Origin of the sequence: Streptomyces sp. NPDC050549 (assembly GCF_040655035.1) — a bacterium.
Lineage (GTDB): Bacteria > Actinomycetota > Actinomycetes > Streptomycetales > Streptomycetaceae > Streptomyces.
This window is the reverse complement of the sequence record NZ_JBFAJD010000029.1, coordinates 71,315-95,832: the sequence shown is the minus strand read 5'-3', so window position 1 is coordinate 95,832 and position 24,518 is coordinate 71,315. Positions and strand designations below refer to the sequence as shown.

The window sequence follows — 24,518 nt, the reverse complement described above, 5'->3', positions numbered from 1 at the left end:
GCTGGCGGTGAACGGACGCCGACCTCGCGCGTCCGGAACTGATTCCGCCGCCTCCGGCGTTCTCCCGTCGTGACCCTTCAGCAAGAAATCGTCGGCAACGCCATGCAGATGGCGGTCGTCAACCTGAGCCCCGGCCAGACCGTGTACTGCGAGGCCGGGAAGTTCCTCTTCAAGACGACGAACGTGACCATGGAGACCCGTCTGAGCGGCCCGCCCGGCGCCGGACAGCAGCAGGGCGGCGCCGGCCCCGGTGGCGGTATGGGCGGCATGCTCCGGCAGGCCGTGGGGACGGCCATGCAGGTCGGCCAACGCGCGCTCGCGGGCGAGTCGCCGGCGTTCCAGTACTTCACCTCCCAGGGCGGCGAGGGCACCGTCGGCTTCGCGGGCGTGCTCCCCGGAGAGATGCGCGCCCTGGAACTGGACGGCGCGCGCGCGTGGTTCGCGGAGAAGGACGCCTTCGTGGCCGCCGAGTCCAGCGTCCAGTTCGGCATCGCCTTCCAGGGCGGCCGGACCGGCATGAGCGGCGGCGAGGGTTTCGTCCTGGAGAAGTTCACCGGGCGCGGCACGGTGATCATCGCCGGCGCGGGCAACTTCATCGACCTGAACCCGGCCGACTTCGGCGGCCGCATCGAGGTCGACACCGGCTGCCTCGTCGCCTTCGAGGAGGGCATCCAGTACGGCGTCCAGCGCATCGGCGGCCTCAACCGCCAGGGCCTGATGAACGCGGTGTTCGGCGGTGAGGGCCTCTCCCTGGCCACCCTGGAGGGCAACGGCCGCGTCATCCTCCAGTCCCTCACCATCGAGAGCCTGGCCAACGCCCTGAAGAAGGCCCAGGGCGGCGACAAGCAGGGTCCGACCGGCGGCATGTTCTCGACGCACGCCGGGTGAGCAGCCGTAGCGACCGATGAGTTGTGGGGGCCCGCGGGGTCTGAGCTGATGACACCACCGGCCCTCGCACCAGGAAGCAGGCACCCGACATGGGCAAGCTCGTCTCCACCATCTTCGTCACCCTCGACGGCGTCTACCAGGCCCCCGGCGGCCCCGAAGAGGACACCCGCGGCGGCTTCGAGCACGGCGGCTGGAGCTTCGTGTACGGCGACGACGACTTCGGCCGGTTCGTGGTCGAGGTCTTCGGCCGCTCCGGCGCCTATCTGCTCGGCCGCCGTACGTACGAGATCTTCGCCTCGTACTGGCCGAACATGACCGACCCCGCCGACCCGATCGCGTCCAAGCTGAACGCCCTGCCGAAGTACGTCGCCTCGGCCACCCTCACCGACCCCTCCTGGGCCGGCACCACCGTTCTCGGCGGCGACCTCGCCAAGGAGGTCGCCGACCTCAAGGAGCGCACCGAGGGCGAACTCCAGGTGCACGGCAGCGGCGCCCTCGTCCGGTCCCTCCTCGAACTCGACCTCCTCGACACCGTCCACCTGGTGATCTTCCCGGTCGTGCTCGGCACCGGCCTGCGCCTGTTCCCCGAGGGCACCGCCCCCAAGGCCTTCAAGCGCACGGGCGGGACCATCACCGGCACCGGCGTCTCCATCCAGTCGTACGACCTGGCGGGGCGCCCGACGTACGGCTCGTACGCGGACCCGGAAAACGCCTAGCCAGCCCGGGACCGCGCGGGTACGGTGATCGTTCCGTGTGGCAGCCACCGATGTCTCCACCCCTTCGCCGGAGACCGGGAGAGCCGCCCCCATGTCCTCGATCGCCGTACCGCGCGCCGTCGCGCCCCGCCGCACCTGGCAGACCGACCTGCCCGTCCTGCTGGTCGCCGTGGTCTGGGGCGCGAGCTATCTCGCCGCCAAGGACATCACCACCACCCGTACGGTCCTCGCCGTCCTGGTCCTGCGCTTCGCCCTCGTCCTGCCCGTCCTGGCGGTCGTCGGCCACCGCTCGCTGCGCGCCCTGACGGCCGTCCAGTGGCGCGGCGCGGCCCTGCTCGGGCTGATCCTCGCCGGGATCTTCCTCCTGGAGACCTACGGCGTCGTCCACACCTCGGCCACGAACGCGGGCCTCATCATCAGCCTCACCATGATCTTCACCCCGCTCGCCGAGGCCGCGGTGACCCGCACCCGGCCCTCCAGGGCCTTCCTCGGCGCAGCCGCCCTCTCCGTGCTCGGCGTGCTGCTGCTGACCCAGGGCGCCGGCTTCAGCCGCCCCTCCCTGGGCGACCTCCTCATGCTGTTCGCGGCCCTGGCCCGCACCCTGCACGTGCTGGCCATGTCCCGCAGCAAGGCGGTCCGGGGCGCCGACGCGCTGCCCCTGACCACCGTCCAACTCGGCGCCGCCGTCGCGGTGTTCGCGGTGCTGTCGGCCGGTGCCGGCCCCACCCCGTGGGCGACGGCGGCGGACTTCGGGGCGGGGGAGTGGGCCGGGCTGCTGTTCCTGTCCGTGTTCTGCACCCTGTTCGCCTTCTTCGTCCAGATGTGGGCCGTACGCCGGACCTCCCCCTCCCGGGTCGGCCTGCTGCTCGGCACCGAACCCCTGTGGGCCGCCGCGGCCGGTGTCGCGCTGGGCGGCGAACGGCTCGGCGCGTTCGGGCTGGCGGGCGGCGTGCTCGTACTTGTGGGGACCGCGTGGGGACGCCGAGCCGCGCGTTAACTCCCGGAAAACTCATCGGACTTGACGGGAGAAATCTTCAGAGTTGTCATTGACATGCCACTATCTACGCGCGTCATCATGGAGGCATGAGATTCCCCCCACGCGCAACACGCATCGGCGCCGCAGCCGCCCTCATGTCCGCCCTTCTCGTGGGCGGCACCGTAGCCACGGCCAGTCCGGCCGCCGCCGCGGTCGGCAGCATCTGCTACAGCGACCTGCCCGACCAGGCGTACGACACGCTCGACCTGATCGCGACGAACGGCCCCTTCCCCTACTCGCAGGACGGCACCGTCTTCCGTAACCAGGAAGGCGTCCTGCCCAGCCAGACGTCCGGCTACTACCACGAGTACACGGTCAAGACGCCGGGCTCGTCCACGCGCGGAGCGCGTCGCATCATCACCGGCAAGAAGACCCAAGAGGACTACTACACCGCCGACCACTACGTCACGTTCGACCTGATCAACTTCGGCTGCTGAGCCGACGCCAGGCCGCACCACGGCTCACCCCTCGCCCCGCGGCTCCCCCCACGTCCATGGGCCGCGGGGCGAGGCATGTCCGCCGAAAGTCTGTGATGGCGCGACTTTGGTCGACGATCCCCGTCGGGACGGGGTGACCGGGTCCGGTCCTGCGTAGATTTGTCGACCGTGACCGATGACAGGACCGCGCAGGTACCGTCGGCGTTCGCGGGGCGCCGCTGGCTGCTGCCGTCCGCCGTGGCAGACGAACTCGATCCCGACGTCGAACGGCCTGGACGGCCCCGCCGTACTGCACGCGACTGGGTCGTCGACACCTCCTGCTTCCTGCTGGCCGTGATCATCGGGCTGATCGCCGCGCAGAGCCTCAGGGACGACACCGCGACCTCGCACTCCCTGGCCGTCGTGGACCAGCTGATCGGAGTCCCCGCCTGCTTCGCGGTGTGGCTGCGCCGCCGCTGGCCGGTCGGGCTGGCGATCGCCATGATCCCCGTCGGCCTCGTCTCGACCACGGCGGGCGGCGCTGGCCTGGTTGCCCTCTTCACCCTCGCCGTGCACCGCCCCTTCCGGTACGTGGCCTGGATCGGCGGCGTCCAGCTCGCCCTGACCCCGATCTTCTTCTGGCTGCGCCCCGACCCCGACCTGCCGTACGCCGGAGCGGTCGCCTTCACCGAACTGTTCACCCTCACCGTCATCGGCTGGGGCATGTTCGTCCGCTCCAAGCGGCAGCTCATGCTCAGCCTGCGCGACCGCGCCCGGCGCGCCGAGACCGAGGCGGAGCTCCGCGCCGAGCAGGCCCAGCGGCTCGCCCGGGAGGCCATCGCCCGCGAGATGCACGACGTGCTCGCGCACCGGCTGACCCTGCTCAGCGTGCACGCCGGCGCGCTGGAGTTCCGGCCGGACGCGCCCCGCGAGGAGATCGCGCGGGCGGCCGGCGTCATCCGGGAGAGCGCCCACGAGGCGCTGCAGGACCTGCGCGAGATCATCGGCGTCCTGCGCGCGGGCGAGCCCGACGACACGGGCCGCCCGCAGCCCACGCTCGGCGCCCTGGACGCACTGGTCACCGAGTCCCGCGAGGCCGGCATGAAGGTCACCCTCGTCAACCGGGTCACCGACCCCGCGGCGGTGCCCGCCTCCGTGGGCCGCACCGCCTACCGCATCGCCCAGGAGTGCCTCACCAACGCCCGCAAACACGCCCCCGGCACCGAGGTCACCGTGACCGTCAGCGGCACCCCGGGCGACGGCCTGGTCGTCACCGTGCACAACCCGCCCCCGGAGGCCGCGGTCCCGCACGTCCCCGGTTCGGGCCAGGGCCTGATCGGCCTGACCGAGCGGGCGACACTGGCGGGGGGCCGGCTCGAACACGGCCCGGAGAACGGCGGCGGATTCCGGGTTCGGGCGTGGCTGCCCTGGGGGTGACCCGGCTTTCCCCCACGGGGCCGTGGTTACGTAGCCCCATGACTGCGATCCGACTGCTCCTCGTCGACGACGACCCGCTGGTGCGGACCGGACTGTCCTTCATGATGGGCGGCGCCGCCGACATCGAGATCGTCGGTGAGGCCGCCGACGGCAGCGAGGTCGAGGAACTTGTCGACCGTGTCCACCCGGACGTCGTCCTGATGGACATCCGTATGCCCTCGGTGGACGGACTGACCGCCACCGAGCGGCTGCGTGCCCGCGGCGACGCGCCCCAGGTCGTCGTTCTCACCACCTTCCACGCCGACGAACAGGTGCTGCGGGCCCTGCGCGCGGGCGCCGCCGGCTTCGTCCTCAAGGACACCCCGCCCGCCGAGATCCTCGACGCGGTGCGCCGGGTCGCGGCCGGCGATCCCGTTCTGTCGCCCGCGGTCACCCGACAGCTGATGGAGCACGCGGCCGGCACGGGCACCGGTGCCGACACCCGTCACGCACGCGCGCGTGCCCGCCTCGCCGTCCTGGGCGAACGCGAACGCGAGGTCGCCGTTGCCGTCGGACAGGGTCTCGCCAACGCCGAGATCGCCACCGGCCTCTTCATGAGCGTCGCCACCGTCAAGACCCACGTGTCCCGCATCCTGGCCAAGCTCGACCTCAACAACCGTGTGCAGATCGCCCTGTTGGCGTACGACGCGGGCCTCCTCGAAGAGGACGGCGACGGCGGGCACTAGCCGCTGCCGCCGCGCGTTCCCACTGCACTGGGAGATCTCGGGGGATCGTCCGGAGGGGGGGCAGGGCATGACCCGGGTAATCGATTTGGGAGAGTTCGGCGAGGAGTTCCGACGGGACCCGCATCCGGTGTACGCCCGGCTGCGCGAGCGCGGCCCGGTGCACCTCGTGCGCCTGCCGGAGCCGGACGAGCACTACGTGACCTGGCTGATCGTGGGGTACGAGGAGGCACGCGCGGCGCTCGCCGACCCACGGCTGGCCAAGGACGGCAGCAAGATCGGGGTGACGTTCCTCGACGAGGAGCTGATCGGCAAGTACCTGCTGAGCGCCGACCCGCCGCAGCACACCCGCCTGCGCGGACTCATCACCCGCTCCTTCACCATGCGCCGCGTCGAGGAACTGCGCCCGCGCGTCCAGCAGATCACCGACGAGCTCCTCGACACGATGCTGCCGCTCGGCCGCGCGGACCTCGTCGAATCGCTCTCCTACCCGCTGCCCATCACCGTGATCTGCGAGCTGCTCGGCGTGCCCGACATGGACCGCGAGGAGTTCCGGAAACTGTCCACGGAGGCGGTCGCGCCCACCAGTTCGGGCAGCGAGTACGACGCGTTCGTGCGGCTCGCCGAGTACCTCGCCGACCTGATCGAGGACAAGCGCTGCGCGGGCCCGAGCGATGATCTGCTCAGCGACCTGATCCGCACCACCGCCGAGGACGGCGACCGGCTCTCCCCGCAGGAACTGCGGGGCATGGCCTTCATCCTGCTCATCGCCGGCCACGAGACCACCGTCAACCTCCTCACCAGCGGCGTCCACGCCCTGCTCACACACCCGGACCAACTCGCCGCCCTGCAGGCCGACACGACCCTCCTCGACGGCGCGATCGAGGAGATGCTGCGCTACGAGGGCCCGGTGGAGAACGCCACGTTCCGCTTCGCCTCGGAACCACTGGACATCGCGGGCACCCGCATCGTGAGGGGCGATGCCGTCATGGTCGGCCTGACCGAGGCCGACCGCGACGCGGACCGCTTCCCCGCCCCGAACCGCTTCGACATCCGCCGCGAAACCCGAGGACATCTCGCCTTCGGCCACGGCATCCACTACTGCCTGGGCGCCCCCCTGGCCCGCCTCGAAGCACGCACGGCGATACGGACACTGCTGGAGCGCGCTCCAGGCCTCGCCCTGGACGGCCCGCCCGGCGACTGGCTCCCGGGCATGCTGATGCGCGGGATGCGCAGCCTGCCGCTGCACTGGTAGAACGGCCGCACCGGACGGCCGTAACAGCCGTCGAAGGTGTGATGAAAGCCGTAGTGGAAGCCGTAGGAGGCCCGCTCTCGTGACCGCACTCGTGGAGTTCGACCTGGCCATGGCCCGGAAGGCGTTGGAGAGCCAGCCCTTCAGCAGGCTGATCGGTGCCCGGCTGAGTGCCTTCGGGGACGGCGGCGCCACGCTGGAGATCGACATCAGGGAGGACCTCCACCAGCAGAACGGCTTCGTGCACGGCGGAGTCCTCTCCTACGCGGCCGACAACGCGCTCACCTTCGCCGGCGGCACCGTCCTCGGCCCCGCGGTCCTCACCGGCGGCCTCACCATCCAGTACGTTCGCCCGGCCACCGGCCGCACCCTGCGCGCCCGGGCCGAGGTCGTCCAGGCCGGCCGCCGCCAGGCCGTGGTCCGCTGCGACGTCCGCGCGGTCGCAGACGACGGCACGGAGTCCCTGTGCGCGGTCGCCCAGGGCACGGTGCTGCCGGTCCGTACGTCCTGAGGGGAGCCGTACATGCTGCGCACCGCGGAGATCACCGCCGAACTGACCGGGCCCTTCGCCGGGGACAACGGGCACCATCTGCACTGGAGTTCACAGCTGGAGTTCACCGTCGACTGCTTCGTCTGCGGGCGGACCGGCCGCACGCAGGTGTTCGAGTGCGGTGCCGAGCGGGCCCTGTGCTCCGGCAGCCGCACAGGTCTCCAGCGCCACCGCACGGCCGGCCGGATCGCCGCGTACGACACGACTTCGGGTCCCGGGCGGCTGTACCTGCGGGCCCTGGTCGACTTCTGGTGGGCGCCCTTCGAGGACGCCAGGAACAGCAGGCCTGCCGTGGCCCCGACCAGCCACCCCTGGGTGCGGCTGCACCTGCGCTCCTACTGCCCCGAGGCGAAGGAGGCGGCCACGTACAGCATCCAGACCAACCAGGGACGGCCGCGCGAACTGCGTTGCCCCCACTGCGACTCCGGGGCCGCCACGGACGCGGCGACCCCTGCGATACGGCTGCTCAACTGAGGACGTACCCGCCCGCGATCTCACCGAGCCGGACTGGTCTTCGCTCGCGCCGGGACACCTCGCACGCTTCGGCGATCCGCAGCGCCTGGAGGGCCTCGCGCCCGTCGCACGGATTGGTCCGCTGACCGACCACGACCTCGACGAAGGCGATCAGCTCGGCCTCGTAGGCGGGTCCGAAGCGCTCCAGGAAGCCGGTCCACGGCTTGGTCGCGGCCGGTGGCCCGGACGGTTCGGTGGACGCGATCGGGGTGCGGTCGTCCAGGCCGACCACGATCTGGTCCAGCTCCCCGGCCAGCTCCATCCGGACGTCGTAGCCCGCCCCGTTCAGCCGGGTCGCCGTCACCGTGGCCAGGGTGCCGTCGTCCAGCGTGAGGACGGCGGCGGCCGTGTCGATGTCACCTGCCTCGCGGAACATCGCGGGCCCGGCGTCCGACCCGGCCGCGAACACGTCGACCACCTCGCGTCCGGTCACCCAGCGCAGCATGTCGAAGTCGTGGATCAGGGTGTCCCGGTACAGCCCGCCGGAGATCGGCAGATAGGAGGCCGGGGGCGGGGTCTGGTCGGAGGTCATCGCCCGGACCGTGTGCAGCCGTCCCAGCCGCCCGGACCGCACCGCCTCGCGGGCACCCGTGTAGCCCGTGTCGAACCGGCGCTGGAACCCCATCTGAAGGATCGTTCCCGCCGTCTCGACCTCGGCGATCGCCTGCAAGGAACCCGGCAGGTCGAGCGCGATGGGCTTCTCGCAGAACACCGGGAGACCGGAGCGCGCGGCCCTGCCGATTAATTCGGCGTGCGCCGAGGTCGCCGTAGTGATCACCACGGCGTCCACGCCCCACTTGAAGATCTCCTCCGTACTCGGTGCCGCCGTTTCCCCCAGCCGGTTGGCCAGCTCCTGGGCCCGTGCCGGGTCCACGTCCGTGAGGATCAGCGAACCCACCTCACGATGACGGCTGAGGGTCCTGGCATGGATGGTCCCGATGCGGCCCGTACCGATGACTCCGATGCGCATGGGAACAAACTGAGGGCCGACCAGGCACGCTGTCAATGCGTATGTCCGGACAATCGAACTACATCACTTCCCGTCAACCATTCACAGAGCTACGCTCGGCCCGTGCCGAAACCAGATGTGGACCCGAGAGTGCCGCTCGAACTCAGCGTGGACCGGAGCAGCCCGGTGCCGCTGTACTTCCAGCTGTCCCAACAGCTGGAGGCCGCGATCGAGCACGGCTCGCTGACCCCGGGCAGCCTGCTGGGCAACGAGATCGAGCTGGCCGCCCGGCTCGGCCTGTCCCGGCCCACGGTCCGCCAGGCCATCCAGTCCTTGGTCGACAAGGGACTCCTGGTGCGCCGCCGGGGCGTCGGCACCCAGGTCGTGCACAGCCAGGTCAAGCGGCCGCTGGAACTCAGCAGCCTCTTCGACGACCTGGAGGCGGCCGGACAGCGCCCCGCCACGAAGGTCCTCGTCAACACCGTCGTCCCGGCGTCCGCCGAGGTGGCGGCGGCACTCGGCGTGGCCGAGGGCAGCGACGTGAACCGTATCGACCGGTTGCGCCTCGCGCACGGCGAGCCGATGGCCTACCTCTCCAACCACCTGCCGCTCGGCCTGCTCGACCTCGACACCGCGCAACTGGAGGCCACCGGCCTCTACCGGATGATGCGCACCGCCGGGATCACCCTGCACAGCGCCCGCCAGTCCATCGGCGCCCGCGGCGCGACGGCCGAGGAGGCCGAGCGGCTGGCCGAGACGGAGGGAGCCCCGCTCCTCACCATGCAACGCACCACATTCGACGACACCGGCCGCGCGGTCGAATTCGGCAGCCATACTTATCGGCCGACCCGCTATTCCTTCGAGTTCCAGCTCTTGGTACGTCCCTGAGTGCACCGCTTCGCCCGCGATGTTCGTCGTAATGTCCGGACAATTGGAGTTGGTGGACGTCAAATGCCGCGCCCCTTTTAGGCGCCCCTCCACGCCCCCGCACAGCACCCACGGTCACGGTGAGGCAGAATCGGGCCTTGATGAGCACCTACGGCAATTTCAGCGCCCCCATAGGCTCCCGCCGCGCGCCGGCGCTCCGCACTGTCGGCACCCGCGAGCGGAGGTCGCACCTGACGGCCCCCCGCGTGCCCACGGTCGGCATCGACATCGGCGGCACCAAGGTCATGGCGGGCGTCGTGGACGCCGACGGCAACATCCTGGAGAAGCTCCGCACGGAGACCCCGGACAAGTCCAAGAGCCCCAAGGTCGTCGAGGACACCATCGTCGAACTGGTCCTGGACCTCTCCGACCGGCACGACGTGCACGCGGTCGGCATCGGTGCGGCTGGCTGGGTCGACGCCGAGCGCAACCGCGTCCTGTTCGCGCCCCACCTGTCCTGGCGGAACGAGCCCCTCAGGGACCGCATCACGAGCAGGCTCTCCGTCCCCGTCCTGGTGGACAACGACGCCAACACCGCCGCCTGGGCCGAATGGCGCTTCGGCGCCGGCCGCGGCGAGGACCACCTCGTGATGATCACGCTCGGCACCGGCATCGGCGGCGCGATCCTGGAGGACGGCCAGGTCAAGCGCGGCAAGTACGGCGTCGCCGGCGAGTTCGGTCATATGCAGGTCGTGCCCGGAGGCCACCGCTGCCCGTGCGGCAACCGCGGCTGCTGGGAGCAGTACAGCTCCGGCAACGCGCTGGTCAGGGAGGCGCGGGAGCTGGCCGCGGCGGACTCCCCGGTGGCGTACGGGATCATCGAGCACGTCAAGGGCAACATCGGCGAGATCACCGGGCCGATGATCACCGAGCTGGCCCGCGAGGGCGACGCGATGTGCATCGAGCTGCTCCAGGACATCGGCCAGTGGCTCGGCGTCGGCATCGCCAACCTCGCCGCAGCCCTCGACCCCTCCTGCTTCGTCATCGGCGGCGGTGTCTCGGCCGCCGACGACCTGCTGATCGGCCCCGCGCGGGACGCGTTCAAGCGCCAGCTCACCGGCCGCGGCTACCGCCCCGAGGCCCGCATAGTGCGTGCCCAGCTCGGCCCCGAGGCCGGCATGGTCGGTGCCGCCGACCTCGCCCGCCTGGTCGCCCGCCGCTTCCGCCGCGCCAAGCGCCGCCGTGTCGAGCGGTACGAGCGCTACGAACGGTTCGCGGAGTCCCGGCGCGGCACCCAGGACACGGCATGATCGCATCGCTGCCTCGCCCGACCACCTCTCGGGACGAGCCGCCCCGGCCACCCGAGGACCCCCGCCACAAGGCCCGCCGCCGAGCGCTCACCCTGCTCATCATCGTGCTGCTCATCGGCGTACCTGCCGTCTATCTGGCGATCTCCGCGAACCAGAGCCGCAACAGCGGCAAGGACAAGGAGGCCAAGTACTCGGCGACCGGGCTCACCGTGGGCTGGCCCTCGAAGGTCCAGCGCCGCCTCTACCAGGTACCGGTCCCGCACCCGGCGGAGGAAGTCGCCTTCTACGAGACCAACAACTGGAAGACCAGCCGCCTCTACGTCCAGTTCCAGACCTCCGAGGCCGGCCTGGACACCTTCCTCGCCGGCGTAGGCGTCGACCGGGACACGCTGAAGAAGAACGACATCACCATCAGCGACCGCGACCAGAAGATCACCGGCTGGAAGTTCACCCGCCCCGGCCCCTGGTGGGGCGTCGTCAACAAACAGAAGGACCCGGCACCCACCCAGGACATCGTGGTGAACCTGTCCGATCCGGCCCTCCCGATGGTCTACGTCGTCGCCCGCACGGTTCCCTAGCCGGCCGGGCCCGGCCGGTCGCCGGGGCCGATTGTCAGACCCCGCCCGTAGAGTCGAAGACAGCTGACACGACTGACGGGCGGGAGGTGACAGGACGTATGACGGACACGGCACTCATGGAGCAGATCTCCGTGCGACTGGCCGCGGTCTTCCTGCCGTCCCCCGTCGTCCCGCGCGAGGGCCGCGTCGCATTCTGGGACCCCGACGGCGAGCGTGCCCTCCCCGAAGCCGGAGAGGGCGTGGAACAGACCGAGTTGACGGTCGTACGACGGCACGGCGCCGGAGTCCGCCGCAGGCCCACCCCCGCGCTGACCCTGCCGATCGAAGCGGCGCTGCCCCTGCTCGTGCGCGCCCGCCGGAACCCCGCCGCCCATCCCGCCACGGCCTGCTGGGGCGCCGCCGCCCTGCACGCACTGCGCCTCGCGGCCCGCGGCCGACTGCTCCCCGGCCTCACTGCGACCGGTCACGACGCCTGGCGGGCGGGCCCCCTGGAGCCCGAGGACATCGCGCACGTCCGCGCGGTCGCGGCGGCCCTCCCGTACGAGGGACACGCCGTCCCGCTGCCCGGCCCCGGCCCGCTCCGGCTGCCCGAGCCGGAGGCGCTGATGCGGTCCTTCCTGGACGCCGTCGCGGACACCCTGCCCCGCACCCCGGCCGCGCCGTACACCTCCGGGATGCCCTTCGCGGCCCGACCGCCGCAGCGCCTGCGCGACGCCCAGGACTGGGCCGCGGAGGTCGCCGCCGGCATGGACGCGGGCGTGCGGATCTCGCTCCGCCTGGACCTCTCGGCCTACGACCTGTTCGACGACGGCGGTCGGGTGCGCAGCGCGGGCGCGGCGATCGTCCAGGTGCACAGCCTCGCCGACCCCACCCTCGTGGTAGACGCGGCGGCCCTGTGGGCGGGCGCGGCGGACAGCGCCTTCGGCCCCCGCGCGCGCGTGGACGCCGCGCTGGCCGTCCGCCGGGCCGCCCGCGTCTGGCCCCCGCTGGACCGTCTCACCGAGCAGGACGTGCCAGACGTTCTCGCCCTCTCCGAGGAGGAGTTGGGCGATCTGCTCGGCATGGCTGCTACCCGGCTCGCGGCGGCCGGAGTCGCCGTCCACTGGCCCCGGGACCTGGCACAGGACCTGACGGTGTCCGCCGTGGTCCGGTCCGCGCCGGGCTCGGCGACCGACGGAACCGGCTTCTTCGAGAGCGAGGAACTCCTCCAGTTCCGCTGGCAGTTGGCGCTCGGCGGCGACCCGCTCACCGAGGCCGAGATGGACGCTCTGGCCGAGGCCCACCGCCCGGTCGTACGACTGCGGGACCAGTGGGTCCTGGTCGACCCGGCCCTCGTCCGCAAGGCCCGCAAACGCGAACTCGGTCTGCTCGACCCGGTCGACGCGCTGTCCGTCGCGCTCACGGGCACGGCCGAGGTCGACGGCGAACAGGTGGAAGCCGTTCCGGTGGGCGCGCTGGCCACCCTGCGAGACCGCCTCACGACAGGCATCCAGCCCGCCGAACCACCTTCCGGCCTCCAGGCCACCCTCCGGGACTACCAACTCCGGGGCCTGGCCTGGCTCGACCTGATGACCTCCCTCGGCCTCGGCGGCTGTCTCGCCGACGACATGGGTCTCGGCAAGACGATCACCCTCATCGCGCTCCATCTGCGCCGGGCACACCGCCAGCCCACCCTGGTGATCTGCCCCGCCTCGCTCCTCGGCAACTGGCAGCGGGAGATCACCCGCTTCGCCCCCGGAGTCCCCGTCCGCCGCTTCCACGGCGCCGACCGCACCCTGGAGGACCTGACCGGCGGCTTCGTCCTCACCACGTACGGCACCATGCGCTCGGCGGCAGCGACGCTCGCCCAGCAGCCGTGGGGCATGGTCGTCGCCGACGAGGCTCAGCACGTCAAGAACCCGTACTCGGCGACCGCGAAGGCCCTGCGCACGATCCCGTCCCCCGCGCGCGTGGCCCTGACCGGCACCCCGGTCGAGAACAACCTCTCCGAACTCTGGGCCCTGCTGGACTGGACGACCCCCGGTCTCCTCGGCCCCCTGAAGTCGTTCCGCGCCCGGCACGCGCGCGCGGTGGAGAACGGCGAGGACGAGGAGGCGGTGACCCGACTCGCCCGCCTGGTCCGCCCGTTCCTGCTGCGCCGCAAGAAGTCCGACCCCGGCATCGTCCCCGAACTGCCGCCCAAGACGGAGACCGATCACCCGGTCCCGCTCACCCGCGAACAGGCCTCGCTCTACGAGGCTGTGGTGCGGGAGTCGATGCTGGCGATCGAGACGACGGAGGGCATCGCGCGCCGGGGCCTGGTCCTCAAGCTCCTGACCTCCCTCAAACAGATCTGCGACCACCCGGCGCTGTACCTGAAGGAGGAGCACACGGCGGCACAGGCGGGCGGCGACCGCCTCGCCGCCCGCTCCGGCAAACTCGCCCTGCTGGACGAGCTGTTGGACACACTGCTGTCGGAGGACGGTTCCGCGATCGTCTTCACGCAGTACGTCGGCATGGCCCGCCTGATCACCTCCCATCTCTCGGCCCGCGCGGTCCCGGTCGAACTGCTCCACGGCGGCACACCGGTACCGGAGCGGGAGCGCATGGTGGACCGCTTCCAGGCGGGCGCGACCCCGGTCCTGGTCCTCTCCCTGAAGGCGGCGGGCACCGGCCTCAACCTCACCCGCGCGGGCCACGTCGTCCACTTCGACCGCTGGTGGAACCCGGCGGTCGAGGAACAGGCCACCGACCGCGCGTACCGCATCGGCCAGACCCAGCCGGTCCAGGTCCACCGCCTGATCACCGAGGGGACGGTCGAGGACCGTATCGCCGAAATGCTGGAATCCAAGCGGGCGTTGGCTGACGCGATCCTCGGCTCCGGAGAGTCGTCCCTGACCGAGCTGACGGACCGTGAACTGTCGAACCTGGTGTCACTGCGGAGGCCGGCGTGACGGGGGCGGAGTGGGGCATCGGGTTCGGGACGGGTGCGGATGGGGAATCGCCGGGGGCTGCCGGACCCGGTGCGGATGATGACGGGCCCGGGGCTGTCGGACCCGGTGCGGCGGCGGAGGCCGGCGGGTCGGGAACGGAGCCGACTGCGGGGGACTCGCAGGAGACACCGGAGGCCGGGGAGTCGGGGGCGACGGACGGACAGGCCGAGGAGCGGCCGGCGCGCCCGGCCGACCTGGCCCGCCAAGCGCTGCGCGCCGCGCGTGAGCGACGGGAGCGGGCGCAGGAGAAGCACGGCGGACACTCGGACGACACGGAGGAGTCGCAGGCGGGGGCTCACACGCCGAGGCCGGCCGATTCCGAGGAGACGCCGGCCCAAGCACCCCCGCCGACCGGTCCCTCGCCGACCGACCCGTCACCATCCCTTCCCCGGCCCGGTGATGCCGCCCGCGAGGCGTTGCGCCGAGCCCTGCCGCTCGCACGTGAGGCGGTTACGGAGGCGGGTCCATCGGAAGCGGTGCCTCAAGGTTCCGCCGGGAGTGGGGGCGTGCCCGCACGCCCCGCCGATGTCGCGCGAGAGGCATTGCGGGCGGCTCGGCGTGAGAGCCGGCAGGCCCGGGCGGAAGGAGAGCACCAGGAAGCCGACCCCACGACCCGACGACCCCGCCGTACCGCCACGCCTGCTGCCGCCCCCGCTGCCACCCGCACTCCCAGCGCGTCCAGGGCCTCACGGCCGCGTGCCCAGGAACCCGGTGGCGTCGTCGAAGCCCTTCGCGCCCGCGCGGTGCGTGATCTGGTCGCCGACGCCTTCCGGATGCCCCAGGATGAGGACTTCGGCTCGGAGCCGGCCGGCGACAACGACCATGCGCTGCAAGCGAGTCGGGACGTACAGCCACCGAACCTGAACCTGAAGCCGAAGCCGACCCCGGACCTGGCCGCCCAGGATGCCCTCACAACCCCCCGACCCCCCACCTCCATGGCCTCCCCCACCCGCGACGGCGACCTCCGCCGTACCTTCCCCGCGTTCCCGCCCAGGCCGTCGAAGGGCACGAGCTTCGCCGAGACCTGGTGGGGCAATGCCTGGGTCACCGCGTTGGAGGAGGGCGCGTTGGACGCCAAGCGGCTTGTGCGCGGACGTGGTTATGCCGAGAAGGGCCACGTCGACGCGATCACCGTGACGCCGGGGCTCGTACTCGCGTATGTGCAGGGCAGCCGCCCGCGCCCGTACCGCGTACAGGTGCGGTTGCGGACGCTCGACGACGTCGACTGGGACCGGTTCCTGGACGCCGCGGCCGACCGGCCCGGGAACATCGCCGCACTGCTCGACAAAGAGATGCCCAAGTCCCTTGCCGAGTGCGGAGTTCCGCTGCTGCCGGGGCCCGGTGACCTCGACCCCCGTTGCAGTTGCCCCGACGTCGGGCACCCCTGCAAGCACGCCGCCGCCCTCTGCTATCAGACCGCGCGCCTCCTCGACGCCGACCCTTTCGTCCTGCTCCTGCTCCGCGGCCGGGGCGAACGCCCGCTGCTCGACGCGCTGTCGCGCCGCAACGCGGCCCGGGCCGCCCGCGCCGCCCAGGAGCAGGAACCGACCCCGCTCCCCGGAGTGCGGGCCACGGACGCTCTCGCGACGGAACGCCGACTCCCGCCGCTCCCACCCCCGTTGCCCACACCCCCGCACCCTGAGCAGCCCCCCGCGTATCCGGCGTCGCCCGGCGGCCCGGACCCCTTCGCCCTCGACCAGTTGGCGACCGACGCCGCCGCCCGCGCCCACGCGCTGCTCAGCACCGGCCGGGATCCGGTCGGGGAGCTGAGCCTGTGGCAGGACGCGGTACGGCTCGCCGCCGCCCGCCCGGGCTCGGGGCTGACCGCCACCACCCGTTCCCTCTACGCCTCCCTCGCCAAGGCCACCGGACGCCCCCCGGGCGAGCTGGGGCGCGCGGTCGCCGCCTGGCGGCAGGGCGGCATCGAGGGGCTCGCGGTGCTCGAAGAGCCCTGGGACCCGCCGGCCGGCCGCTTCGACCGGGCCCGCCCGCTGCTCCTCGCCGCCGACCTCCCGGCCTTCCGTCCCTGGCACAACCACCTCACCCACCCTCACGGTCATGTCCAACTGCGCCTGGGCCGCGACGGGTTGTGGTACGCCTACGAATCGGAACCGGGCCATGAGGACTGGTGGCCCAGAGGCACTCCGGACCTGGACCCGGTCGGCGCACTCACTGGCCTGGGCGCCCCCGGCGAGCTCTGAGCCACAACTCATCCGCCACCCACGTCCTGCCCGACGTCCGGTGAAGGCGATGTGAGGGTTCCCCGCCGAAGTGTGGGAGCCGGGTGGGGAGACCGGGGGCCCCACAGCCAGGCCGTGAGAAACGGCGGTTACGTTGGAGCGGTGAGCGACATGAACCGCAGCCCCGCCCTCCAGTACCGCTTCGACGGCCCCGAAGACGCCCCGGTTCTCATCCTGGGCCCGTCGCTCGGGACCACGTGGCACATGTTCGATCGCCAGGTGCCCGAGCTGGCGAAGCAGTGGCGGGTCTTCCGGTTCGATCTGCCGGGCCACGGCGGCTCGCCCGCGCATCCGGCCGGCTCGGTCTCCGACCTGGCCGACCGGCTCCTCGCCACCCTCGACACGCTCGGCGTGCAGCGCTTCGGCTACGCGGGTTGTGCCCTCGGCGGCGCGGTCGGTCTCGAACTGGTCCTGCGCCATCCGGAACGGGTGGCCTCGCTGGCGCTGATCGCCGCCTCGCCCCGCTTCGGCACGGCGGACGAGTTCCGCCAGCGCGGGGTGATCGTGCGCACCAACGGGCTCGACCCCATCGCCCGTACCTCGCCCGAGCGCTGGTTCACCGGCGGTTTCGCCGCCACACAGCCCGCGATCACCGAGTGGGCCGTACAGATGGTGCGCACCACCGACCCCGGCTGCTACATCGCCGCGTGCGAGGCGCTGGCCGCGTTCGACGTACGGTCCGAACTCGCCCGTATCGGCGTGCCGACCCTCGTCCTGGTCGGCTCGGACGACCAGGTCACCGGCCCGGCCGAGGCCCGTACCCTGGTCGCCGGCATCCCGGACGCCCGCCTCGCGGTCGTCCCCGGCGCCTCGCACCTGGTCCCGGTCGAGCAGCCCGCCGCCGTCACCGACCTCCTGGTCCGGCACTTCTCCACCGCCTGGCAGCCGGCCTACGACCAGTCCACCGGGCAGGTCGCCATCGTGGCATCCCCGGTCAGGCCGGTCCTCGCCGCGCCGCAGCAGGCCGCGCCCATCGCCGAGATCGCGCCGCCGCCCCCGGTACCGCCGCAGGTCATGGGCCGTCCGGATCCCTACGACGCCGGGATCAAGGTCCGCCGGGAGGTGCTCGGCGACGCGCATGTGGACCGGGCGCTGGCGCAGGCGGACGAGTTCTCCGGGGACTTCCAGGAGTTCATCACGCGCTATGCGTGGGGCGAGATCTGGGACCGGCCCGGCCTCGACCGGCGTTCGCGCAGCTGTGTCACCCTCACCGCGCTGGTCGCGGGCGGTCACCTGGACGAACTGGCCTTCCACACCCGGGCGGCGCTGCGCAACGGTCTCACCCCGGTCGAGATCAAGGAGGTGCTGCTGCAGGCGGCCGTGTACTGCGGAGTGCCCGCGGCGAACAGCGCCTTCAAGGTCGCCCAGCAGGTCATCCGTGAGGAGACGACCCCCACGGAGTGATCTTCAGCCCGGTACCGAAAGCACCAGTCTCGGCTGCCCGCCCGGCGCGTGGTGAGCGGCAGGATGGACCCATGACGCTCACCACGCTCACCAAGAAGTCGCACGCCTGCATCCGTCTGGAGAAGGACGGGCGGACGCTCGTCATCGACCCGGGCACCTTCACCGAGGAGGACGCCGCGGTCGGCGCGGACGCGATCCTCGTCACGCACGAGCACCTCGACCACTTCAACGAGGACCGGCTGCGGGCGGGCCTGGAGGCCAACCCGGGCGCCGAGATCTGGACCCTGAAGTCGGTCGCGGACCAGCTCTCCGCAGCCTTTCCGGGCCGCGTCCACACCGTCGGCCACGGCGACACCTTCACGGCGGCGGGCTTCGACGTCCAGGTGCACGGCGAACTGCACGCCGTGATCCACCCCGACATCCCGCGCATCACCAACGTCGGCTACCTCATCGACGCCGGCCGCGTCTTCCACCCCGGCGACGCCCTCACCGTCCCCGACCACGCCGTGGAGACGCTGATGCTCCCGGTCATGGCCCCCTGGAGCAAGATCTCCGAGGTCATCGACTACGTCCGCGAGGTCAAGCCGCAGCGCGCCTACGACATCCACGACGCCCTGCTCACCGACCTCGCCCGCCCGATCTACGACAACCAGATCGGCGCGCTCGGCGGTGCGGAGCACCTGCGGCTGGCGCCGGGGGAGAGCGCGTCGGTCTGAGTGTCAGTGCCGCCCGGTAGGTTGTGAGTCATGCGCATCGCGACCTGGAACGTGAACTCGATCACCGCCCGTCTGCCGAGGCTCCTGGCCTGGCTGGAGAGCAGCGGCACCGACGTGCTGTGCCTCCAGGAGGCCAAACTGGCCGAGGCGCAGTTCCCGTTCGACGAACTGCGCGCGGCGGGCTACGAGGCGGCGGTGAACGCGACCGGCCGGTGGAACGGCGTGGCGGTGCTCTCCCGAGTAGGACTCGACGACGTGGTCAAGGGCCTCCCCGGGGACCCCGGTTACGACGGCGTCCAGGAGCCCCGCGCCGTCTCGGCGACCTGCGGCCCGGTCCGCGTCTGGTCGGTGTACGTGCCCAACGGCCGCGAGGTGGACCACCCCCACTACGCGTACAAGCTCCAGTGGTTCGAGGCCCTCAGGGCGGCCGTCGCGGAGGACGCGCGCGGCAGCCGCCCGTTCGCGGTGCTCGGTGACTACAACGTGGCACCGACCGACGACGACGTCTTCGACGTGGCCGCCTTCGAGGGCCTCACCCATGTCACCCCGCCCGAGCGCGCCGCCCTCACCGCCCTGCGCGAGGCGGGCCTCTCGGACGTGGTCCCGCGCCCCCTCAAGTACGACCACCCGTACACGTACTGGGACTACCGCCAGCTCGCCTTCCCGAAGAACCGGGGCATGCGCATCGACCTGGTCTACGGCAACGAGCCGTTCGCGAAGGCCGTGACCGACTCCTACGTCGACCGCGAGGAGCGCAAGGGCAAGGGCGCCTCGGACCACGCGCCGGTCGTCGTCGACCTGGACGTCTGACCGGGACGGCCCTGCCCTGCCCGCTCAGCCCAGCGAGGCGAACCACCGTACGACGGCCCCCGTCGCCGCCTGCTGGGAGCCCAGATGGCGGGAGCCGCCGTAGTCCGGAGTGCCGAGGTCGACGAGCGGTACGTCGATGCCCCGGGCCCGGAACGACGCCTGGCAGCGCTCGCTGTTCCCGTTCACGGCCTGTTCGTCGCCCTCGGCGTAGTACAGCCGCAGGGGCATCTTCGGCGTCCAGCCCGTGCACACCCCGTCGGTGATCCGCAGCGCGGCGGCCAGTCCGCCCGTCGGGTGTGCGACCAGCGCCCGCCCGTGCCGGGTGAGGAGTCCGTCGATCGTGTCCGGGGTCCTGGCCACGACCTCCTGCCCGGTGTGCGTGCCGTCCAGCAGGCCCTCGACGGTGCGGGAGTACGGCGCCCGGAAGACCTCGCCGGGGCTGTCGTAGACGTGATGGAGCCGGTTGAAGGAGACCAGGGCCAGCGCGGTGTAGATCACGCCGTCCTTCGGGTCGACCCGTCCGTCCAGCAGGGACGGGAACGCCACGTCCCGGAAGGCGTAAGCGCCGCTCACCGGTGCCACTGCGGCGACCCGGAAGCGCGGATCAGCCCCTTCTTGCAGGGCCCGGGTCAGCCCGAGCGCCGCCGACGCCCCCTGCGAGAAGCCGGTGGCCAGTACCTCGTGCCCCAACTGCCGTCCCCGCGTGGGCGCGAAGGAGGCCGCGGTCCGCAACAGGTCCAGTGCGGCCGTCGTCTCGGACGGCACGTCCATCCACGCCTGAGGTCCGGAGCCGAGGCCGAGCCCCAGGTAGTCCGGGAGTACGACGGCGAAGCCCGCCGACGCGTAGGTGAGCGCGGGCGCCTGGCCCCACACCTCCGTCGACACCGAGGCGACATCGCCCTTGAAGAGTTCGGTGCCGTGCGTGAACGACACCGTCCGCAGCCGCCGCTCACCACCGCGCGGGAACGCCAGCAGCCCGCTCGCGGTGGTCGGCCGGCCCTTGGCGTCCACCGTGCGGTAGACCACCCGGTACGTGTCCACGCCGTAGCGGACGCTCCCCGTGTCCCAGGCCGGGCCGTCCTCGTCGCTCCTCAGCTCGGCGGTCACCTGCCGCGCGGACAGTGTCCGCAGATGCACCACCGACACCACCCGTCCCCGGACCGCGTCATGCACACCCTGCACCGGCGCGGCCGGAACCACCCCCGTCCCCACGGCCTGCGCGGACACCGAACCGCTCGCCACCAGGGCTGCGGCAACCGACGACGTCACGATCATCTTGCCTGTCCGATTCATACTGCGACCGTACGAACAGGACATCGCGCCCACCATCCGGCCAACCCGCGCCCGGGCGAAGGGCTTTCCCCCCTCCGCTCGGAGTGCTGACACGCCACCGGCGACGCCCTGTGGTGCGTACGGCGGTGCGAATGACACGCTGTATGTATGAACATCCCTTTCCTGGGCGACCGGGCCGAGAAGCACCGTATCCACGACGCCGAGGGCATCGCCGAGCTGCTGGCCGAGTGCGAGCTGCTCCGCTCGCACGCCGCCCGGGAGGGCATCCAACTCGACGACTCCGCAAGCTCGTTGGAGGCACTCGACCAGCTGGTGCCGCGCTGGCGGGACGACGAGGAGACCGTGTCCTGGCTCGGCAACGACGCCGGTCTGTATCTGGGCACCGTGATTGTGCGCACGGTGGAGGGTGCCGCCTGGGAGATCCGGCCGGACGGCCAGCCCGTCGTACGGCTGGACTCCGGGCGCGAGTTCGACGTCGTGGCCTCCGGTCATGAGTGGGCCGCGAGCGGTGTGCCCGAGCTCTCGCAGCTGTATGCGGAGGTCGCCGAGGAGTAAGAGGGGTGTAAATACGGCTAATGCCCGAAAAGTGCGTGTCGTGCGTTAACTCCGTTCTTGTGTGGATAGTTTGCGGCAACCACGACACAGCTGAGAGTGAGTAGGGCTGGGCATGGCCGTCGATCCGTTGATCGAACTGCGTGACGTCAACAAGTACTACGGGGAGCTGCATGTCCTGCAGGACATCAACCTCACCGTCGGCAAGGGGGAGGTGGTCGTGGTCATCGGCCCTTCGGGGTCGGGAAAGTCGACGCTGTGCCGGGCGATCAACCGGCTGGAGACCATCGAGTCCGGGACGATCCAGCTCGACGGCCGGCCGCTGCCCGAGGAGGGCAAGGCGCTCGCGAGACTCCGCGCCGAAGTCGGCATGGTCTTCCAGTCCTTCAACCTGTTCGCCCACAAGACGGTGCTGCAGAACGTCTCGTTGGCCCAGATCAAGGTCCGCAAGCGCAAGCGGGAGGACGCCGACAAACGGTCGATGGAACTCCTCGACCGCGTGGGACTCGCCTCGCAGGCACCCAAGTTCCCCGCGCAGCTCTCCGGCGGCCAGCAGCAGCGGGTGGCCATCGCCCGCGCCCTCGCCATGGAACCCAAGGCGCTTCTCTTCGACGAGCCGACCTCGGCCCTCGACCCGGAGATGATCAACGAAGTCCTTGAGGTCATGCGACAGTTGGCCCACGACGGCATGACCATGGTCGTCGTCACGCACGAGATGGGTTTCGCCCGCTCCGCCGCCAACCGCGTCGTGTTCATGGCCGACGGCCGTGTCATCGAGGACCGCGCCCCCGAGGAGTTCTTCACCAACCCGCGCAGCGACCGGGCCAAGGACTTCCTGTCCAAGATCCTCAAGCACTGAGCGGGGGAGTGCGATCCATGTTCCGTACGACCCGTGTGCTCCTCGTGCTGATCCTCGCGCTGCTCGCGACCGCCTGCGGCAAGGAGGGCAGCCCGCCCGTGAAGGGCCCGGCCGCCGAGAAACTCCCCAACTACCAAGTGGCGCAAGGCTTTCAGCTCCCCGACTCCAAGACCTGGAAGCGGGCGAAGAAGCGCGGCTACTTCGTCGTCGGCGCCAAGGAGGACCAGCCCTACCTCGGCGAGAAGGACCCGGCGACCGGCACCTACTCCGGCTTCGACATCGAGATCGCCAAGATGATGTCGGCCTCCCTCGGCTTCGCCCCGAGGACCGTCCACTTCCGCACGATCGCCTCCGCCAACCGCGAAACCGCCCTGCAGAACGGCCAGATCGACTACTACGTCGGCACCTACACCATCAACGACATGCGCAAGAAACTCGTCGGCTTCGCAGGCCCCTACTACATGGCCGGCCAGTCGCTCCTCGTCCGCACCGACGAGCACGACATCCACGGCCCGCAGGACCTCGCCGGCAAACGCGTCTGCTCGGCGGCCGGTTCGACGCCGTACCAGCGCATCAAGGACGACTACCCCAAGGCCCAACTCGTCGCCTACGACACCTACTCGGTCTGCGTCGACAACCTCCTCACCTACCAGGTCGCCGCCGTCACCACCGACGACGCGATCCTCATCGGCTACGCGGCGAAGGTCCCCGACCAGCTCAAGGTCGTCGGCAAGCCCTTCTCGAAGGAGCCGTACGGCATCGGAGTCCCGCACGGCGACAACGCCCTGCGGTTCGCCCTCGACGACGCGTTGGAGGCCCGTGAGAAGAACGGCGACTGGAAGAAGGCGTACGAGGCGACGCTCGGCCTGTCCGGAGTGCCCGCGCCCACCCCGCCCGCGATCGACCGCTACCCGGCGAGCTGAGCGAGGCCGATGTGAACGTACTGACAGACAACTTCTCGACCTTCGTCGACGGCTTCCTCGGCACCGTCGAACTCACCGTCTACGCCTCGGTGTTGGCACTCGTCCTCGGCTTCCTGATGGCCTCCTTCCGGGTCGCCCCGGTCGGTTCGCTGCGGGTGTTCGGCACGGTGTGGGTGACCGTGCTGCGCAACACCCCGCTCACCCTGCTGTTCTTCGCGGTGCTGCTCGGCCTGCCGCGCTTCGGACTCGTGCTGCCCTTCAAGGTGTTCGCGGTCCTCGCGCTCGGCTGCTACACCTCGGCGTTCATCTGCGAGGCGCTGCGCTCCGGCATCAACACCGTGCCCCGAGGGCAGGGGGAGGCGGCCCGCACTCTCGGCATGACCTTCGGACAGACCCTCGGCCTGGTCGTGCTGCCTCAGGCGTTCCGCTCGGTGATCCCGCCGGTCGGCTCCACCCTCATCGCGCTCGCCAAGAACTCGGCGATCGCGGGCGCGTTCAGCGTCACCGAACTCCTCGGCACCTACCGGACGTTGAGCGAGCTCGGCTACAACATCGTCTGGACCTTCGTCTGGATCGCCGTCGGCTACCTGATCATCACCCTCGCCATCAGCGCCCTGTTCAACGCGATGGAGAGGAAGTGGGGAGTCGCCCGATGACCACCGCCAACGCCCTCTACGACGTCCCCGGCCCCAGGACCCGCAAACGGCACCGCCTCTACGGCATCGTGTCCACCGTCGTCATCCTCGGTCTCCTGGCCTGGATCCTCTATCTCCTGTTCGACACCGACCAGTTCACGTACACGAAGTGGATGCCCTTCGAGTACAAGGGAATTCAGGAGCTGCTGCTGCGGGGCCTCGGCAACACGCTCAAGGCCTTCGGGCTCGCGGCCGTACTGTCACTGGCACTTGGGACTCTGCTGGCCGTCGGACGGCTTTCGGACCACCGGCCGGTGCGCTGGTTGTCCACACTCGTCGTGGAGTTCTTCCGCGCCATGCCCGTCCTGGTGATGATCTTCTTCATCTTCGTGGCGCTCAAGGTGCAGCCGCTGCCCGCACTGGTCGCAGGACTCACCCTCTACAACGGCTCGGTGCTCGCCGAGGTCTTCCGCTCCGGTGTCAACAGCGTCGAACGCGGCCAGCGGGAGGCCGCGTTCGCACTCGGCATGCGCAAGACCCAGGTCATGTCGTACGTCCTCGTACCGCAGGCAGTACGGGCCATGCTGCCCGCCATCATCAGCCAGTTGGTGGTCGCGCTGAAGGACACCTCCCTGGGCTATCTGATCACCTATGAGGAGTTTCTTCACGCCGGGAAGCTGATCGCGTCGAACCTCGACTACGATTTGCCGTTCATCCCCGTGGTGATGGTGATCTCGCCGATCTACATCGGGATGTGCATGCTGCTCTCCTGGTTCGCCGGATGGGTGTCCCGCCGGGAGCAGCGCAGTCCCAAGACCGAGGCCGTGGACGTGGCTCCGGCCGAACCAGGGACGCTGCTGCCGCGGGTGCAGTAGTTGGA

General features: G+C 71.1%; 24 protein-coding genes. 22 read left to right on the top strand and 2 right to left on the bottom strand.

What is annotated here, in order from left to right; genetic code table 11:
• The first annotated feature begins 69 nt into the window (after nt 1-69).
• The 9 genes from AB0I51_RS33520 to AB0I51_RS33480 all read left to right on the top strand — a co-directional run bounded on the left by AB0I51_RS33520 (nt 70) and on the right by AB0I51_RS33480 (nt 7,491).
• Nucleotides 70-888, top strand: a complete 819-nt coding sequence (locus tag AB0I51_RS33520) for an AIM24 family protein (protein WP_362981704.1) — start codon at nt 70-72, stop codon at nt 886-888.
• Nucleotides 889-977: 89 nt separating this feature from the next.
• A complete protein-coding gene (locus tag AB0I51_RS33515) occupies nt 978-1,604 on the top strand; it encodes a dihydrofolate reductase family protein (protein WP_362981702.1) in 627 nt (208 codons plus the stop codon).
• A gap of 91 nt (nt 1,605-1,695) precedes the next feature.
• Nucleotides 1,696-2,601 carry a DMT family transporter gene (locus AB0I51_RS33510; protein ID WP_362981778.1) on the top strand — a complete coding sequence of 302 codons (906 nt, stop codon included), beginning with the start codon at nt 1,696-1,698 and terminating at the stop codon, nt 2,599-2,601.
• 86 nt (nt 2,602-2,687) lie between these two features.
• Nucleotides 2,688-3,077, top strand: a complete 390-nt coding sequence (locus AB0I51_RS33505) for a ribonuclease domain-containing protein (RefSeq protein ID WP_362981700.1) — start codon at nt 2,688-2,690, stop codon at nt 3,075-3,077.
• Between the two features lie 159 nt (nt 3,078-3,236).
• Nucleotides 3,237-4,493 (top strand): histidine kinase, encoded by a 1,257-nt coding sequence (locus AB0I51_RS33500; protein WP_362981698.1) that lies wholly within the window; start codon nt 3,237-3,239, stop codon nt 4,491-4,493.
• 38 nt (nt 4,494-4,531) lie between these two features.
• Entirely contained in the window at nt 4,532-5,218 is a 687-nt protein-coding gene (locus tag AB0I51_RS33495; RefSeq protein ID WP_362981696.1) for a response regulator transcription factor, read from the top strand.
• Between the two features lie 67 nt (nt 5,219-5,285).
• Complete coding sequence (locus AB0I51_RS33490; protein WP_362981694.1) at nt 5,286-6,470, top strand: cytochrome P450; 1,185 nt, start codon at nt 5,286-5,288, stop codon at nt 6,468-6,470.
• A 109-nt stretch (nt 6,471-6,579) separates the two neighbouring features.
• On the top strand, nt 6,580-6,978 hold the full coding sequence (locus AB0I51_RS33485; RefSeq protein ID WP_362981776.1) for a PaaI family thioesterase: 399 nt from the start codon (nt 6,580-6,582) through the stop codon (nt 6,976-6,978).
• A gap of 12 nt (nt 6,979-6,990) precedes the next feature.
• Entirely contained in the window at nt 6,991-7,491 is a 501-nt protein-coding gene (locus AB0I51_RS33480) for a hypothetical protein (RefSeq protein WP_362981692.1), read from the top strand.
• Here AB0I51_RS33480 and AB0I51_RS33475 read toward each other — a convergent pair.
• On the bottom strand, nt 7,484-8,500 hold the full coding sequence (locus tag AB0I51_RS33475) for a Gfo/Idh/MocA family oxidoreductase (RefSeq protein WP_362981690.1): 1,017 nt from the start codon (nt 8,498-8,500) through the stop codon (nt 7,484-7,486). The genes AB0I51_RS33480 and AB0I51_RS33475 overlap by 8 nt on opposite strands.
• Nucleotides 8,501-8,629: 129 nt before the next feature.
• On the opposite strand from AB0I51_RS33475, the gene AB0I51_RS33470 reads away from it, so the two are divergent.
• From AB0I51_RS33470 to AB0I51_RS33435, 8 genes are all read left to right on the top strand, one after another.
• A complete protein-coding gene (locus AB0I51_RS33470; protein ID WP_362981774.1) occupies nt 8,630-9,367 on the top strand; it encodes a GntR family transcriptional regulator in 738 nt (245 codons plus the stop codon).
• Nucleotides 9,368-9,507: 140 nt separating this feature from the next.
• A complete protein-coding gene (locus AB0I51_RS33465) occupies nt 9,508-10,656 on the top strand; it encodes an ROK family glucokinase (protein WP_093630033.1) in 1,149 nt (382 codons plus the stop codon).
• On the top strand, nt 10,653-11,234 hold the full coding sequence (locus AB0I51_RS33460) for a sugar kinase (protein WP_362981688.1): 582 nt from the start codon (nt 10,653-10,655) through the stop codon (nt 11,232-11,234). Before AB0I51_RS33465 ends, AB0I51_RS33460 begins: the two co-directional genes overlap by 4 nt.
• A 98-nt stretch (nt 11,235-11,332) precedes the next feature.
• The gene (locus tag AB0I51_RS33455; protein WP_362981686.1) at nt 11,333-14,167 is read left to right on the top strand and encodes a DEAD/DEAH box helicase; all 2,835 of its coding nucleotides are present in this window, start codon (nt 11,333-11,335) and stop codon (nt 14,165-14,167) included.
• A gap of 248 nt (nt 14,168-14,415) precedes the next feature.
• Nucleotides 14,416-16,407 carry an SWIM zinc finger family protein gene (locus AB0I51_RS33450; protein WP_362981772.1) on the top strand — a complete coding sequence of 664 codons (1,992 nt, stop codon included), beginning with the start codon at nt 14,416-14,418 and terminating at the stop codon, nt 16,405-16,407.
• 150 nt (nt 16,408-16,557) lie between these two features.
• A complete protein-coding gene (gene pcaC, locus AB0I51_RS33445; protein WP_362981770.1) occupies nt 16,558-17,850 on the top strand; it encodes a 4-carboxymuconolactone decarboxylase in 1,293 nt (430 codons plus the stop codon).
• 71 nt (nt 17,851-17,921) lie between these two features.
• Nucleotides 17,922-18,566: an MBL fold metallo-hydrolase gene (locus AB0I51_RS33440; RefSeq protein WP_362981684.1), complete on the top strand. Its 645-nt coding sequence runs from the start codon at nt 17,922-17,924 to the stop codon at nt 18,564-18,566.
• A gap of 30 nt (nt 18,567-18,596) precedes the next feature.
• Entirely contained in the window at nt 18,597-19,376 is a 780-nt protein-coding gene (locus tag AB0I51_RS33435) for an exodeoxyribonuclease III (RefSeq protein ID WP_362981682.1), read from the top strand.
• Nucleotides 19,377-19,400: 24 nt separating this feature from the next.
• On the opposite strand, the gene AB0I51_RS33430 is transcribed toward AB0I51_RS33435, so the two are convergent.
• Nucleotides 19,401-20,669 carry a lipase gene (locus AB0I51_RS33430; RefSeq protein WP_362981680.1) on the bottom strand — a complete coding sequence of 423 codons (1,269 nt, stop codon included), beginning with the start codon at nt 20,667-20,669 and terminating at the stop codon, nt 19,401-19,403.
• A gap of 147 nt (nt 20,670-20,816) precedes the next feature.
• Here AB0I51_RS33430 and AB0I51_RS33425 point away from each other — a divergent pair, with 147 nt between their 5' ends.
• The 5 genes from AB0I51_RS33425 (at nt 20,817) to AB0I51_RS33405 (ending at nt 24,513) form a co-directional block, all read left to right on the top strand.
• A complete protein-coding gene (locus AB0I51_RS33425; RefSeq protein WP_019071233.1) occupies nt 20,817-21,224 on the top strand; it encodes a DUF6278 family protein in 408 nt (135 codons plus the stop codon).
• Between the two features lie 112 nt (nt 21,225-21,336).
• On the top strand, nt 21,337-22,080 hold the full coding sequence (locus tag AB0I51_RS33420; protein WP_362981678.1) for an amino acid ABC transporter ATP-binding protein: 744 nt from the start codon (nt 21,337-21,339) through the stop codon (nt 22,078-22,080).
• 17 nt (nt 22,081-22,097) lie between these two features.
• Nucleotides 22,098-23,003 carry a glutamate ABC transporter substrate-binding protein gene (locus tag AB0I51_RS33415; RefSeq protein ID WP_362981676.1) on the top strand — a complete coding sequence of 302 codons (906 nt, stop codon included), beginning with the start codon at nt 22,098-22,100 and terminating at the stop codon, nt 23,001-23,003.
• A gap of 11 nt (nt 23,004-23,014) precedes the next feature.
• The gene (locus tag AB0I51_RS33410; RefSeq protein WP_362981674.1) at nt 23,015-23,659 is read left to right on the top strand and encodes an amino acid ABC transporter permease; all 645 of its coding nucleotides are present in this window, start codon (nt 23,015-23,017) and stop codon (nt 23,657-23,659) included.
• Nucleotides 23,656-24,513 (top strand): amino acid ABC transporter permease, encoded by an 858-nt coding sequence (locus tag AB0I51_RS33405; protein ID WP_362981672.1) that lies wholly within the window; start codon nt 23,656-23,658, stop codon nt 24,511-24,513. Before AB0I51_RS33410 ends, AB0I51_RS33405 begins: the two co-directional genes overlap by 4 nt.
• The last annotated feature ends 5 nt before the right edge of the window (nt 24,514-24,518 follow it).